General features: G+C 46.7%; 13 protein-coding genes. 7 read left to right on the forward strand and 6 right to left on the reverse strand.

All coding sequences use genetic code 11. The annotated features are described in order from the left end of the window. The first annotated feature begins 118 nt into the window (after positions 1-118). From H6F68_RS28140 to H6F68_RS28150, 3 genes are all read left to right on the forward strand, one after another. Positions 119-412 (forward strand): hypothetical protein, encoded by a 294-nt coding sequence (locus H6F68_RS28140; protein WP_190564229.1) that lies wholly within the window; start codon positions 119-121, stop codon positions 410-412. Positions 413-463: 51 nt separating this feature from the next. Then, positions 464-610, forward strand: a complete 147-nt coding sequence (locus H6F68_RS28145) for a hypothetical protein (protein WP_190564231.1) — start codon at positions 464-466, stop codon at positions 608-610. A 424-nt stretch (positions 611-1,034) separates the two neighbouring features. Further along, entirely contained in the window at positions 1,035-2,480 is a 1,446-nt protein-coding gene (locus tag H6F68_RS28150; protein ID WP_190564234.1) for a hypothetical protein, read from the forward strand. 495 nt (positions 2,481-2,975) lie between these two features. On the opposite strand, the gene H6F68_RS28155 is transcribed toward H6F68_RS28150, so the two are convergent. The 5 genes from H6F68_RS28155 to H6F68_RS28670 form a co-directional block, all read right to left on the reverse strand. Then, positions 2,976-4,208 carry a toll/interleukin-1 receptor domain-containing protein gene (locus tag H6F68_RS28155; protein WP_190564236.1) on the reverse strand — a complete coding sequence of 411 codons (1,233 nt, stop codon included), beginning with the start codon at positions 4,206-4,208 and terminating at the stop codon, positions 2,976-2,978. 381 nt (positions 4,209-4,589) lie between these two features. Continuing rightward, entirely contained in the window at positions 4,590-5,747 is a 1,158-nt protein-coding gene (locus tag H6F68_RS28160) for a GUN4 domain-containing protein (RefSeq protein WP_190564239.1), read from the reverse strand. Between the two features lie 396 nt (positions 5,748-6,143). Next, positions 6,144-6,500, reverse strand: a complete 357-nt coding sequence (locus H6F68_RS28165; protein ID WP_313930279.1) for a hypothetical protein — start codon at positions 6,498-6,500, stop codon at positions 6,144-6,146. 127 nt (positions 6,501-6,627) lie between these two features. After that, complete coding sequence (locus tag H6F68_RS28170) at positions 6,628-6,831, reverse strand: hypothetical protein (protein ID WP_190564242.1); 204 nt, start codon at positions 6,829-6,831, stop codon at positions 6,628-6,630. A gap of 344 nt (positions 6,832-7,175) precedes the next feature. Continuing rightward, complete coding sequence (locus H6F68_RS28670; RefSeq protein WP_199300463.1) at positions 7,176-7,466, reverse strand: hypothetical protein; 291 nt, start codon at positions 7,464-7,466, stop codon at positions 7,176-7,178. Positions 7,467-7,538: 72 nt separating this feature from the next. On the opposite strand from H6F68_RS28670, the gene H6F68_RS28675 reads away from it, so the two are divergent. Next, on the forward strand, positions 7,539-7,733 hold the full coding sequence (locus H6F68_RS28675) for a hypothetical protein (RefSeq protein WP_206755573.1): 195 nt from the start codon (positions 7,539-7,541) through the stop codon (positions 7,731-7,733). After that, positions 7,733-8,452 (forward strand): hypothetical protein, encoded by a 720-nt coding sequence (locus H6F68_RS28180; RefSeq protein WP_190564244.1) that lies wholly within the window; start codon positions 7,733-7,735, stop codon positions 8,450-8,452. The genes H6F68_RS28675 and H6F68_RS28180 overlap by 1 nt, the downstream gene beginning before the upstream one ends. A gap of 166 nt (positions 8,453-8,618) precedes the next feature. On the opposite strand, the gene H6F68_RS28185 is transcribed toward H6F68_RS28180, so the two are convergent. After that, positions 8,619-11,444 (reverse strand): phage/plasmid primase, P4 family, encoded by a 2,826-nt coding sequence (locus H6F68_RS28185; RefSeq protein ID WP_190564246.1) that lies wholly within the window; start codon positions 11,442-11,444, stop codon positions 8,619-8,621. 1,345 nt (positions 11,445-12,789) lie between these two features. Here H6F68_RS28185 and H6F68_RS28190 point away from each other — a divergent pair. Both H6F68_RS28190 and H6F68_RS28195 read left to right on the forward strand, forming a co-directional pair. After that, positions 12,790-13,566, forward strand: a complete 777-nt coding sequence (locus H6F68_RS28190) for a recombinase family protein (protein WP_190564249.1) — start codon at positions 12,790-12,792, stop codon at positions 13,564-13,566. Then, a complete protein-coding gene (locus H6F68_RS28195; RefSeq protein WP_190564251.1) occupies positions 13,550-14,371 on the forward strand; it encodes a recombinase zinc beta ribbon domain-containing protein in 822 nt (273 codons plus the stop codon). The genes H6F68_RS28190 and H6F68_RS28195 overlap by 17 nt, the downstream gene beginning before the upstream one ends. The last annotated feature ends 364 nt before the right edge of the window (positions 14,372-14,735 follow it).

The raw sequence follows: 14,735 nt of genomic DNA on the forward strand, positions 1-14,735 counted from the left end.
GATAAGCTGGCATACACCCACTTGTGTAGATAATTGACTGCCCTACGCTTGTTGAACTCCTCTCTGGTTTCTCCCCTATTCCCTTTTCTACAGACCGGTTCACTTCAGTTAAGATCCTATGAACCAGGATGCACATTACAAGAAACTATTGTTTGTTGATCAGTCTCTTGAAGAGTTGGTAACACAATACAATTCCGAGAGTAGCTTGTTTTCTGAGCCTTACCAACTCTGGCGCGAAGGTAGCTTAGACGCGGTGATCGCGAGATTAAAGCAAATTTCGGCTGACCCCACAACTGAAGTACGTCACAAACTGTGGGCATGGAAGGCGCTACGACAGATGGGAGAGGAATTGTCTGCTTCGGTAGCAAATGAGGTGCATGGCGTTGTCTTTGAAATTCCTGTAGAAACTTGAGTTGATACGCTGGCAGCTTACTCAGACGGTAGACTGCGTTACCTAAATGGAATGAAAGGGGTTGCTGGCTTGCTTATTTGGGAAAACGTAGATCATCCCTATACTCGTCCGCTCGTTATGCAAGTAATGGATGCTGCGGCATCCTTAGTTGGAAGTACACCTACCGTCGAGCAGCATCAAGACACGACTCCGACATAGCAGCCAAGGATCACCGTTCTTACCTATGGAGGGCTATATATTGTTGACCGTAACCGAGAAACTGGTTACTTGACAGATCCTGTTCTCGCTGTGGGGACTCAACTCTTCATGGCACTTATGGAGATTGTCCAGCAAGCAAATAGGGATAGCTATTCCTAAAGTTGTCACAAGCTTTACATTGATTTCTTGTGCTTCACAACCTCTTAACTCGATGATCTATGATTCAGATGTTTCTAAATACCTGTATCCCTTCCCCAGATACTTATTGGCAAAAAGAGACATTTTCGGCATTGATTGACATATTCAATATTTCTGGAATGTCTTAGGTTCAAAACAATCGTCACAATGTTTTTACCGGTTGAGTTGAGTCTTTCACAGTATTTGTTAGTTGCCGGCGATAAAAGTTATTAGGAGGAAAAGTCAAATGACGTCAGATAAAATTCCAAATCCCTGGGATGCAGTTAAACTTATTCGTGAAATAACGTCAGATAAAATTCCAAATCTCTGGGATGCAGTTGACCTTATCCATGAAATAACGTCAGATAAAATTCCAAATCCCGGGGATGTAGTTGAACCCATTCATGAAATGACATCAGATAAAATTCCACATTACTGGGATGCAGTTAAACTCATTCATGTTGAGGAACTACGAACTTGGCATAGCTTTAAGAGATGCCAAGACTTTAAAGGAATTTCTTATCGCGAGTACCTGCTTGGTTCAAAACACATCGAGAAGCTTAGAAGTGAGGTGAGCAAGTTTCTCGATGTCAAGAAGCGTTTAGATGAGATTGATCACAATGAGCTTGTTGTCTATGACACTTTCTACATAACTGTGCCTGGATCGCTTTCTCGCAAAAAACAGGAAATCGCGTTAATGCGGAATAGATTGAGAGCAACCGTAATCAACAGCGAATTTGGCAATGTGAAGAATGCTGCACTAATTGTAGAAACTGGATGGTTCAAGAGAGAGGTGAAGGTTTCCTATTCCTGTCCTTCTAGAGTGCTATATGAAGACGAGATTAGATCACTCCGCAAGAAGTTATCAGAGATGAATGAGGATGAGAAGCAAAAAGTTGCTGAGGTTCAGCAGAGCAAATTCACACAACCTGTTCTATTTGTGTCACATAGATGGGAGTCCAAGGAGCATCCTGATCCATTAGCAAAACAATTGCCCAAGTTATGTCTCCTAGAAAACTGTTTCATCATCTATGACTATAGTTCTTTTCCGCAAATTCCTAGGAGTAAAAGTGAGGAAGCTGACTTTCAACAGATTATGAAGAACATGAACGAGTTAATTAAAAACGTTGTTATTCTTCATTCCCCTGATTATATGAGCCGAGGATGGTGTGTATATGAGTACATCGTGTCTTCACTGAAATGTTCAATTGTGTGTGATGAGGTTCAACATCCAGATTTTGTCTCGCTGCGAAACTGGACATCAACGATACCTCCCATACCTTATAACCTATTTCATGATGGCTTTGAGTCAATGCAACAGAACTACATTAACGAGCAGATTCTAGTTACCGTCAATCGACTTCTTCCAGTGTATAAAAATTCGTGCTTCAGGACAGAGTATGACAATAGTTATGTGACAGGCTTACTCCGCCAGCATCTTATGTCAAAGCTACCAAGTAAGAAGCAGCAGATGACTCCATACCTTGGCGAGTGGAAAACTGAGTTATGGACGGAAGAAGAAATCTCAGCAGCTTTTGATAAGGAACTTCAGTGGCCTAAGCAAAAGACAACGCCAACTGAACCTAACTCGACCAACGTTCCAGACACAATTACGAAGGCGGTGAATAGGCAATACAAAATCGACAAGCAGGAGTTTGGAAAGCTACTCAGTCAGTGGCTCAGGTTCCGGTAAGATAATATTGCAAATCTTGAAGAATAGAGGGCTGAAGCTCAGAGCCCAACATTCTGCGGGTTAACAGGAATTAGTTGAGGAGATATTTGCGGCAATAAGGTAGTTCAAACAGACAGATAATTTTTTGCGCTCGTTAGTTAGATTACTCACCTGTTGAGTGCTGTTGAGGGTTACCAGATAGATGGATTGAAACTTTTGCAAGACCCAGCGCAACGTAGGGTTGTCTGTCGGTTTCTGCTTCTGGTCAAGAGGTCTGGTTTGTCAAGCTCAGTTGTTGTTTAGTGCCTGAGCTTGCGTTGTCCAAAGGTGTAAGCCAATAGAGTCAGAGCCATGATGAGGACTAATACCTCTACCCATTGCGGCTTCCTGACAAAGACACGGCTGGTGAGAATAGCGGGACTTTGAGGAAGCAGAAGCTCTATCGTTGCTTGTACTCCTAGAGCAGGCTCCAAAGGTGCCAACTAACTGGGCCCACTTCAAAACTTCATTGAAGCTTTACCTGACAATTTTTAGCAACTTTAGATATTGAGTACGAACATAAGAATTGTCTGAACTTTCTAACCAACTCGCAGCTTTCTCCTTAGCTTTTTGTTTTTGCTCAGTAGTTCCGCTTTCGATCGCTAATCGAAGATATTCTGTCATTATGTACGAATCACAATCTTTTAAATTCTTACTTAACCAAGAATATGTTTGGGTAAGAAATTCTTGAGCCACCTCAAGTGTAGCTTTTTGTTTAGCGAGAATCAGACAATTTCTACGCACGTAAGGATCATTTGGTTGAACCTGCTCCAACCACTTTGATATTAGAGAAACAGCATTTTGTCCCTGTTCTGGTGTTCCTTGTGAGGTCACTAGTTTCAGATACTCCGTCAGAGTGTATGAATTGCTAGCCTCAAGATTTTCTGACAGCCAGAGAGTTGTTTGATCAATGACTTGATATTGCTGATCTACTTTTGCTTTTGACTGAACTAGTTTAAGGAGTTGATTACGAACATAGGACTCGTTTGGATGTTGGAGCAACCATTGAGATGTTTGTGTAATCGCCTTTCTGCATTCTTCTGCTGTCCCCTGCTTTTGCAGGTTAACTAGATTTTGCTGTAATGTTCCTGAATCCATTTCTAATACCAAGTTTGCTAAGGAATCAGCATCTTGCGAGGGTGAAACGGTCAAGAGTTCAGATTGTCCATGTAACGGCTCTAGTTTTTTAAGTGATCCTACTTTTTTAGGCACTACAAAAGGTTGATCAGTGAGAAGTCTGTAAAGCTCCTTATAACCTCCATCATTTTTCAAGCGATCTGGGTTTGTCTCTAAATTAGGTAAATCGTATTGCGATAAATTGTAAAAAGAGGTACGAATTCCATCAGGAATAATTGCTTTATCAGGAGAACCAAAGAAGACGGGATGAAACTTGCCATTCTTTCCCTGAGCATCATAAATTCTCCCCATAATGAGGGTTGATTCCCAAGTAACACCTAATCCCTTACTAGCTTCTTCTTGCCCCCTATAACGTCGATAATACCTCTCAGAACAAATGATCAAAACGAAATCTGATTCATCAATTTGATTGAGCATCCAACGATCCCAATTATCAGGCGATAAAACAAACTCGTCGATCATGCAGTCAATTCCATCGTCTCGTAGAGCTTGAGCAAGACCCAGAACCTTTTTCTGGTGCTCCTCAGAATCTCGACTGTAGCTGATAAAGACTCTAATAGCTCCCTCTGCCACGGACTCCTCCGAAAGATATGAATGAGATTTGCGGATCGATTATATTCACTCTCTCAGGAACCACAAAACCCTGCATTGACACCAAGATGGGCAGTATGGCAACGTTGATTTTAGAAACATCAAATTCGAGATGATAGGAGGAAGTTCAGATAGCGATCGGCTAGCCTTTGGCAAATGGACCTTTGGGATATGTGGAAACTAACACCAGACATTTATGAAGTAGCGAAAACATTTATTGAGGCAAATTGTTATAATCATCAGCCCGCAATGATCCTATCAAAGTTTTAGTTCGATACCAGATAATGAATTGTCGAAATGCAGGTAATACGTTAGACGAGAAGGTTATTACAAATCTTTGGGAACAGCTGAAACTATTGAATATTACAGTTTACAAGTCTGGACGCGAGAGAAGAACTTCCCAAGCCTCCACACCCCCCTAGTCATCATTCCCCACCCAATCGCCATCCACAACGAAACAGGAACCAGCGGGAGGTGCCCGGGGGGAGCTTTTAATGAAAAAGTGTGTTCATCCCTCGACTTCCAGTCGCCTCCTATACCAAGCACACCCATTTTCTTCCATCCCACCTCCTCTGCAAACCTTTTCCATTCTTTTCTTTGATAGTAACCTTCTGGACTGTCACACTTCTGCCAAATTTCTTTCTGGACGCTAAAGCCAAATCTACCGTTACTGTGCTTTAACCAGAGGCGATCGATCTCGCGAAGGTCAGCACAGGGAAACTGCTCGAGATCTTCACTTCGCAGCCAGCCTGCTCTCTGTCGCCTCATCACTTCACACATTCGCTCATCCGTTTCCTGATCTGCCTCTTTCCATCTTCCTGCCTTTAACAGATCTTCCAGGTAAGTATAATCCCCTCTAGGAGTGTCGAGTGGTGGTTGTTCAGTTGTTTTCTGTCCTTTAGAGGTAGCATTTGGGTCTTGAATTTCAGGAACATCCAAACGAACTGGTGGAGGTTCTGTCGAGGGGTTTTGGGGAGAGAAGAACTTGGGTTCAGGCGGTGCTGGCAACTTCGCTGATGCAACATCTGGCATTGCAACAATCGGCTCTTTTCTGAGGCGGTAACACAGTTCTCTAAAGCTTTTTTCATCTTGAAGGACATATTTATCGTTCCCAGTGAGGATAATAGGAACGTGAACCAGGTTTTGAGAAGAAAATACAACAGGAATAAACTTAGTGTTTCTCAATTGATCGTTATACAGGTTCTGCCTAATGATTGTTCCCTCCCATGTAACTCCTCGACCAAACCCTGGCTCTTCATCTCCTCTGAATCGCCGCTTATATGTTTCAGTGCAAACTATCAGAACAAATTCAGCCCATTCAATCCTTTTTTCCATCCATAGATCCCATCCTTGTCCTGGGGTATACGGAGGTTTAGCTCTAACATACTGATCTATATCAGCTTCTATTCCCCACGGGTTTCGTAGCGTATTCGCCAGCATTAACACACGTTCTTTGTGAGTTTCTGAGTCCCAGCTATAGCTGATAAAAACTTTTGTAGGTACTTGTGCTTCCGCTGACACTGACTTCTCCAATAAGGCTTGAATGGGGTTTGTGATCGATTATACTTGACTCCCTTCTAGAGCTAAAAGGTCCTTTTTTGAAAAGCCTATGTTGTAGCGCTCTCACTTAAAGCAAAGTAGAACGGGCAATCTCTTCACCACCAGAAATTCTAAAATCAGCTACGTAGCTAATTCTGTTCTCTTCAAAAACTCTCAATTATCTATTGTTCTCAAAGCAATTATTCAATAGAGATAGCATCCTGAAATCTTCTAATATTTCTTTTCAATTACGTTCTTAATTACAATTTTGCTCCTAAATAACCTTTGCTGTGGAGGAAGTCGATTGTTTGAAGAAAGCTAGGAGCGGTAGAAGAATTTGTTCCTTCATTAACCAACTTAACAGAAATGACTGTTAGGTTAATGCCCAAGTACTCCTAAATTTAACTCATTGTGAAAGAGATGAGCAAAGTCAGCATCTTCTAGATCAGCTTCGCTATAGCCTTCAAGCTTTATCGCGAGCTGTTGTGCAGCGCCCCCTGGTGCTGCTACAGGTAACACTTTCGCTTCAGGATGGAATCGCTTAAACATTTCGTACTCAATCTCAACCCCTTCCATACCACCAATAAACACAGCTGCTTTTAGGTCAGGGCGAGAGAGCATGGCTTCTCGCACACAAAGGAGGATCATATTGAAATCGTCTGGTACCGGTTCAACTCCTCTCGTCCCTTTTGGAGTAGGGGAACCGTCCCGGTGCTGTCGCCTTGGCTTTACGATTTCGCAGCCTTACCCCGTCGAAATTCCTCATGTTCAAGTCACAGACCTCACTGGCTCTCGGGTCATGAGTGGGAACAGCGAAGATGGCTTGGTCCCTGAGCTGATTCGTTTTCTTCGTCTTTAGGGCTTATAGGAGTGCTTGCACTTCGATGGGCAGAAGGTCATGGGCCTCCAGCTCTGGGACTTTTTCCATTGCCACAGCAGGAGCAGGATTGAACTCAAGAGCGTGGGGATATCGAGCCAACTTAAGAAGCTCTTGACCGGCTAGTGCTCGGTTGACGGAGGTTGGGGCTAGACCTTGAGCCTTAAGATGCTCCTTGAACTGAACCACGAGGAGTGATGTCCTTCGAGGAGCGGTTTGCCCAGTCTAAAAAGCGCTGCAGCTCCTGATGGTATGCCTTGCGAGAATTTGAGGCGAGCGAGCAGAGAGAAACTCCTCCACTCTCAAGCCGCGTAAGTCTGAAGGTGACCTTTCTAAAGCAGTGGTCTGGGCACCGTCATGCTTGAGGGAAATCAAAGGGATGGGAGGCAAAACGCCTTTTTCATCAGGCGAGCCGTTAATCTCCTCCCAACTTCAAACCCGTCGGTAGCCCCGAACCAAGGCGAGTTTTACAGGCCCAGCGCCGCTCTAATGTTGGATAAGTATCGTTTATCTTAAGTACGACTATACTACGACTAAGTAAGATGAGGATGAGGTAAACTGCTGGTGCTGCAAGTGGCGGTGCCATGCCTCGTCCCCAAGCTGAGAAATGCCGACGCTGTGCCAAGCTCACAGCCCCTGGAGCATAACGGCTCCACGGACCCGAAGGTGATGGCTGCTGGACCGATGATGCCAACCGCTACAATCGCCGCCGCAGTTACTACCGTCACCGCGACCGCTTCAATCAAAGCCGTCGTCTGCAACGCAGTGGGGAACTGGCGGTCGAGCGGGTTGAGATTTTGGCGGTCCCGGCTACCGTGCTGCACTTATATCGAGCTAGGGTGGACGACCCAGTGCATGCACTCGGTGCCGAGTTATGGATTGGTCAGGAGCGCAAAATGCGCATCGAACCGGTCCACTGCTTTGGCTTAACCCCGAGCCAGCTGTCTGCTTATGCTCAGCAGGTGTTGGCAGTGTTCTCGGCCAAGTATGGGGCTCAGGATGGGAAACCGCTGCGGCTGGAGAAGTTTGCCAGCCATGTGGAGTTGAACCCCCAAAACTGCCCGATTCGCCCTTGCCCCTTACACCCCTGATGACCTCTAGCTTCACTGAGCAATTGGAACTCAAGTTGTGGGAGGACCTCAAGGCTGCAAGTGCAGATCCTGAGGGAGCTGATATTGGCCTGCTGCTAGGGGAATTGGAAGCAGTGGTTGCGACGGTAGAAGAGCAGAACCGGCTACAAGTGGCTGCTGCTGCGATTGAGCAGATGGTACAGCTGTATGAGCTGCGCTCTGGGGCTCTGCTAGGGGATTGGGAAGACAGGGGTAGGGTTGAAGGACCTGTAGTGAGTGGGTATTGGTTGACAGCACTCGTGCGACAGACGATGACGTTTGACTTGGCCCAGTTACTAGAACCACCGGTACCCGAGCAGCGACGCAGACGAGTCGGGGCAGAGGGGACAGGCGAGTCAGTCGCTGGCGTGGTGGATAAGGCAGTTTTACTAGAAGCGCTGGATGAGATAGCCCCAACAGAGGCATCTGATCCACTAGCAGTTGCTCATGCAGAGAATGTTGCGGCTTGGTCCCGAGCAGTGGTGGGATGGCTGGAGAGATTAGCTACCAGTAGAGCGGTGTCTCTGCTGGAGTTGCAGCAGGGGTTGGAGATGCCGTTGGTTGAGGTTTGGCTAGGGCTTTTGTTGACTAGTGAATGGCACTATACATTGGAGCAACGGCTAGATTTTTACGAGCCTTCTGGTGTGTGGCTCAAGCTCTCTGAGTCTCAGGGTAATCCAGATCGTCAAGCCTTGAGCTAATCGAGTCTTCTACAAACACAATAGGGTGCTTGTGAAGTTGTAGATTCTCTTATCCCACTCGCTGCAGCTGACCAACTCTCTGTTCACTCAATTCTTTGAGCCACCGTCATCATGGTGCTCACCTTAAGATACAACCAGTAACCTCAACTGCTTTGCCGGGACTTACCTATCCGTTCTGCCCATTCAAGGATGTTTTTAGCAGTTCTCGGGCTCGGTAAAAATCAGTGCGTGCCCCAATTTGCACCTCGAACCTACCAGTTGAGCAAAATCGGATGATCTGACCTTGTTTTCCAGGCTCGTATCGCAAGCAAACAACCTCACCCTCAGCAAAATCACTACAGAGAGTAGGCTCTGTTCCATGCTTATGGATCGTCTTGATGAGGGAGCGTTGCGCAGGGGTGAGGTAGCGATTGTAGGCCTGTTTCAGTCTCTCAATGCTTGTGTTGCTTTTTAATGTGGATTGCTCGGCTGACGTGCGGCAAGCTAGCAGGCGCTTGGCTAAATCTATGGAGGAAGATGTAGCTGACTGCCGCAAGCCATCTGCATCACTCAGGACACCTGCTTTGCGCTTCTCATCAGGCTTAGGGACACTTGGGGACACTTCGAGGTCAGAATAATTCTCTAAAGCTGGTGGATCAGCTAGTGCCTGTTGTCTGGTTTCTTCCTCTTCTAGATTACTTTGCCTCTCTAAGTGTCCCCAAGTGTCCCTATTGCTTTCCAACTCTGGGTTTGAGGTGTCCCTGAGATTGTCCCTGAGATTGTCCTCGACCACTGTTGGTAAGGTGCCTAGATGGCAAGACACATCAAACTGCGACATATCCGGAATGTTCCAAAAGTAGACGCCGTTGGTTTTAGGTGACTTCTGGCAATTCAGAGCTTTTAATGCTGCGGATAATCGGTTTTGGGAGCCAACAGTATGCCCGCGGTTTCTGGCCCAGTCACTCCAACTCGTAAAGAGTTCTATAGCCTGGATCTCTGCCTTCCCCTTGGGAAATTTCTCGCAAAGGAAGAGGAAGACTGGGTTGTTTGCCTCAAAGCGCTCGATACTTGCTCGGGCAACACTTTCGATCGAGCCAGACCAAAGAATACGCCTCTTCATTGCTTCAACGTTCAGTTCCCAAGCCCAAGCGAAGATACCTGGTAGCTCGTTTCGCAGTTTCTCGCTGAGGTCTTCGTCCCGATGCTGTGGTTTGTTTTTGAACTGGACCACTGTTAGCCGCCGGTCAAGACCCTCGCTACCATCGGGAACAGGGAGAAACTGGTTATAGCTCCTGACTACCTTGACGCCCAAGCGTATTGTTGTGCTGTCGCGGTAGAGCTTCCGAACTTCCACGGGTTCGTTGGATACCACCTTGTTATAGACCCCCACGTTTTCCAGAAACCCTGACGAATCGTGATCTATAGCTAGAGTTTTGTCCACCAGTGCGGCCAGACCTTGGGCCGACTTGAAGGTCTCTGGGCTGGCTGGACCCACATTCTCGTCCCCCACCAGAGCACCCAGGATATCGAGAAAGGTGCCCTTACCTGTTCCCTTAGCGCCGAATAGGTCCAGACTCTTTTCAATTCCTGACTTACGGTCCTGAGGTACAGGCAAGATAGCGTACTTCAGCCAGGCCTGCAGCAGCTTAATAACTTCTCGGTCGTCGCCGGTAGCTTCCTGTAGAAAGGCTAACCAGATTGAGCAGTGAGCGTGGGGGTCAAAAGCGTAGGGCAGGACTGAAGTGAGACGGTCGAGCGGCTCATGCTTGTCTGTAAATTCGCCGCTAACGAGATCAAGTGTTCCATTGCTGAAAGCGAGTTTAGTTTCGGGACACCAAACTTTCACTATCAAGCGGGAAGTTAGCTCGCGCACTAGGGAATTAAGCTGCCCGTTGCTGTAGTCTTGCCAGCCTTGAGCATCCATGAACTGCATGAGTTCTGCTTCGAAGCAATTCTTGCACTGAGGTTGCCAACGATTGCCTTGCCACTCGTACCAGCCTAACGCCGGGCGATAAGCCCACCGTTCCTTGAGGACAGACCAAGCCATTAGCGCCTTGATATGACTGGTCGGCTCGCCAATATTGAGACATAACCGGCGACTCTGTCCTTTACCTTTGGGTACTAGCGATGGGCGGGCATTAGCTCGCAGTACTCGATAAGCTTCGGGCCCGTGCCTCACAATAAAATCGTCAACCCCGTTCTTGGCACCATCAACCTCGTTAGGTAGGTCTACAAGATGCGGTCTGGCTCCTCTACGGTATAAGTCCCGTGCTCGATGAAACAGCGCCGCCTTGACAGCATTGTTAAAACGCCAATCGCTATCAAAAGCCTGATTCACCCGGCGGTTGGGCCAAACTAAGTCCTGTAATTCGGGCAGTGGTCGACTTTCTTCGAGCTTATACAGGTGTTGTAAGTCCGTTGGGTCGAATGGATCCTCTAGCAGCTGTGCAGGCTCCTGCACCTGCTCAACCAGTCGAGGCTCTTTATCTAACCACCCCCAAACCCCGCTATAACCAATAGCTGCAATGCCATGGCTGCAGAGGGCATCAGCCTTTTTTTCACCTTCGGTCTCATCGAGATCGTGCTTAGGTGACTTAGCCACCCCTGGCCAGTTTTCCAGAAGCTGCGAGAAGTAGGGTCTATTACCCTGATTTTTAGGGCTGAGGTACTTCGGTGCTCCCTCAGGCCGACCACCAAGGTAATCAGGCTTTAAACGCAGAAACGGTTTACCGTCACTGCGTTTAATTAAATTGCCATGGATGTCCCTGTAAAGGAAGAGTAGGCCAGGCTGATCGATACCGACCAGTTGTTTAGCGGTAGCTTTATCTACGGAGCGGTGCCCGGTTTGAGCAATCTGGCTATCACTTAAGCCGGAGGAGCGTAGATCCTGGTAATGGTGTTCGGCAAGACGTTGCCTTGCGACAGACAAGGGAGCAGGTGTATGAGGCGATGTTTGAGAATCGACAACAGAACTGCTTGCCCTATGTGGGCAAGAATCGTCTAGACTAGGCATATATAGTTTAGATGTGTGATCCGGAGCATCCCGCGGTGGAATGCAGTCCGCTCCGGGTTTACAGGTGAAGCGTCTCCAGTGGCAACTGGTGGCGCTTCCAGTTTTTCGGCCTTAACAAATCCTCGCTGACCGCTAATCCTCCGTTTGAAATCTCGATTTTAAGCAACTCGCACTGAATATCCGGCTGCTCGACTAAAAAGCGTACACCTATAAGTCCATCTTTGGATCGTTTTTTTTAGATTTTTTGGCTCAATTTCTGCCTACAAGAGCATAGTTCTGGGGCACCAAGATAATCTTAATGTGCCGTGCCCCAGAACTAAATTTGATGTAGTAGAGCGAGAAATCACCGCTCAAATTAAAAGTTCTGGGGCACGAGTAATTTGCATAAGAAGCAATTTTCGAGCAGTGAATTCAGACAGAAAAAATAGCCCTACAGGCAGCCTGAACGGATTTGAGAGGATATCAAAAGGATCTACTATCTCTATTCATATTTGAGAGAGCACTTGTGCTAAGCGCGATGAATAATGAGCCATTTTTCTAGCAACGGCTCAATGTAAAGTATTAGCCAGACCTAAGACGACTCCCAGATTTGCATAGTCGAGTCTGAGTGATTGAGTAGATAGCTCCTAGCTGTGCTGGTAGGACAGTAAATGTTCTTACCTAGCCATCTACACCGCCTGAAGTAGCTAGTGAATCACCTGATTAAACTTGAGGAGTTATTGTCCCTAGAGGGATACCTGACTGAGGCTAAGCATTAGACTTTGTGAAGAAATGTAGAGTGACCTGTACTTCAGGCTGGGTTGTAGTTATGCTGCTAGCAGCCTAAAACAGGCTTGCACCAAAACAATAAACACTGCCTAGCCCCTTAAGGAAGGTCGTAGCCACACCCGAAAGCCAAAAAGCTTGGAGGTCTATTGCTGCGGCCTTAGTCTCTTTGGAGGAAATTTATGAACCACAATTAACTAACTTGATTCTCTGAAGTTCTCAACAGAAGTTGTGCAGGAGTCACTTGGATAACACTTGCACAAATTTGGTAACTTTCGTAAGATTCATTTAGGTTAATACCATTAGGTTAATACCATGAGCCTATCCAGTTCTGGCACCCCTTGTCTCTAATGTGTAACCACTCAAGAGAATGAGCCTTCAAAGGGTTTGAGTGGCCTTAGCAAAGCTTTGATCACCGATGCCAGTAGCTGCCTAAGACACAGGCTTTCGTTTGCTATGGCAGCAGAGTAGATGACCCTAGCTGCTTGGATTAAAAACAGGACTTGGTCTTAGGTACCGATTGGACTTAGTTAAGTGTGCCAGCTGAAAAGAGCCTTTTTCTTTAGACTTAAGAGGATTTATGCACGATCGTCATTTTGGATACGTACGAGTATCTAGCCGTGAACAGGCCCAGAACTCAAATGCTTTAGCGCAGCAAACTGCAAGAGTTAAAGAAGCAGGTGTTGAGCGCATTTTCACTGACGTTGAGTCAGGAGCGAGTGTTGAACGCCCAGCTTTCAAAGAACTCCTCAACCTAGTTCGTGAGGGCAAGGTCGAAACAATTATCGCTACTCGCTGGGATAGATTGACCAGAAACGAAGCACTGTATCTGCAGCTGAAAAAGCTACTGCAGGACTCCAACGTCAAGTTGAGATTGTTGGACCAAGGAGAGGTAGATTTTTCAACAGCAGCAGGAGAACTCAGCGCTGATATGCAGGCAATCTTCGCTGTACACGAACGGCGGATGCTGCGGGAACGGGTCACACGAGGCTTTGAACACCGCCGAAAAAAGCGAGCAGCAGCAGCAAGAGCTCCCTGGGGCTATACAACCGTTAAAAGTTACAGTGGGGCAATTCAGACTGACAAATACGTTTTAGACGACAGACCTTTTCTATGCTTGCTCGAGGAGAGACCTGAGAATTATTTAGAGCTATACAGCGAACCGGATAGTTCTGAGCGTCTAGCTAGTAGGAGCAAAGCTCAAATCGCTCGTGAAGCAGTTGACGTTTTTTTAAGCCTAAGACGGCCTAGACAAGTCCTGAAATACTTGCACAGCCGTTATGGAGTGCCCAAGCAAGCCAAGACCAAGCTCGTGCCTGTCATGATTGAGGAGATAGAAGATGAGGCAGCATTTTAAGGAAGTCCGAACAAACTTAGTCCTCACTGAGCAATTGCTCTTTTGGAGTTACGGTGGTGATCTTAGAGATTGGCTGAATAACCCTGTGCTTCAAGGGCATACGGTTTATCACAAGTCTAAAAACAGACGCAGGCAGGACCCCAGTGCATGGGAGATACATCGTGATACTCATCCTGACCAGCGATTAATTAGCGATGAGGAGGTTGCTGAGATCAAGGCGATTCTCAAGCAGAACTCCAGAAATATAGGCCAGGTCAAGGGGGCCAACTTTGCTCTGACTGGACTAGTCTTCTGCGGTCAGTGTGGCTATAAGTGTGTGCTCAAGCGTACTGCGGAACACAGCTACTACGGGTGCAGGCATTCGGGAGGGGGATGCAGCAATCGTAAGTGCGTGAGGTTGGAGAAAATAGACCAAGCTATCGTTAATGCCTTGTTTACACGAGCGCTTTCTACTGGCCAGGAACCTGAGAACTCATTGCAAGAGCAGAGTCAGCCAGCTGGGTTAACAACTTTAGAGAAGATATTAGCCGACCTCGAGAATGTACCGGGTTATGCCTCTATCCCTTCCCTTAGGGCTACAAAAGATGAACTGACTGCAAAAATAGAGAGAACTAAAGCCTTGGCAAAACAGGAGCTTACTTTAGACGGAACAGCTGAGTACATCATCTCTCACCCGACGGCTAAGAACATCAATTTCTGGCGTACACGCACAAAAGAAGACCGAGAAGTGATTTATAGGAAGCTTGTGAATAGGGTGACTATTCTAGGCGGCGAAGTGATCTTACCGGTGAGTTTGAAGGTTTAGTGCTTGTCCAGTTGTTTAGTAGGAGAAGGAGTTGAACATGGCTGAGTTTGTGCGGAGACAATTTCATAAAGCTGTTGATAGCTTTATTAAGGCAGAGAAAGAGGTACTGAAAACCTGGCAGCCAGCCTGCAACTGTCCCACACCTGGTCAGCGTTTGGAATGTCAAAGCTGTTCTGGCTGTCTTGAACTAGGGTCACTCATCCAAAGGCAACTGCATCAGCCTCCCGAGCAAGTTTTTCCGACCGCTTGGGCTCCGATCATTAAGCTTCCACACGCTAGTACAGTTAAACAACAGTGTATAGCTCTGTACATTCAAGGGCATCCTCCAGGGAAGATTCGTGAGCTAACAGGAGTTCCTGCTCAA

Source organism: Trichocoleus sp. FACHB-262 (assembly GCF_014696035.1).
Taxonomy (GTDB): Bacteria; Cyanobacteriota; Cyanobacteriia; order FACHB-46; family FACHB-46; genus Trichocoleus.

Bases quoted from the DNA above. Each gene is read 5' to 3' on its own strand.
- H6F68_RS28140 (WP_190564229.1), top strand. From the start codon at position 119: ATGAACCAGGATGCACATTACAAGAAACTATTGTTTGTTGATCAGTCT.
- H6F68_RS28145 (WP_190564231.1), top strand. From the start codon at position 464: ATGAAAGGGGTTGCTGGCTTGCTTATTTGGGAAAACGTAGATCATCCC.
- H6F68_RS28150 (WP_190564234.1), top strand. From the start codon at position 1,035: ATGACGTCAGATAAAATTCCAAATCCCTGGGATGCAGTTAAACTTATT.
- H6F68_RS28675 (WP_206755573.1), top strand. From the start codon at position 7,539: ATGCGCATCGAACCGGTCCACTGCTTTGGCTTAACCCCGAGCCAGCTG.
- H6F68_RS28180 (WP_190564244.1), top strand. From the start codon at position 7,733: ATGACCTCTAGCTTCACTGAGCAATTGGAACTCAAGTTGTGGGAGGAC.
- H6F68_RS28185 (WP_190564246.1), bottom strand. From the start codon at position 11,444: ATGCCTAGTCTAGACGATTCTTGCCCACATAGGGCAAGCAGTTCTGTT.
- H6F68_RS28190 (WP_190564249.1), top strand. From the start codon at position 12,790: ATGCACGATCGTCATTTTGGATACGTACGAGTATCTAGCCGTGAACAG.
- H6F68_RS28195 (WP_190564251.1), top strand. From the start codon at position 13,550: ATGAGGCAGCATTTTAAGGAAGTCCGAACAAACTTAGTCCTCACTGAG.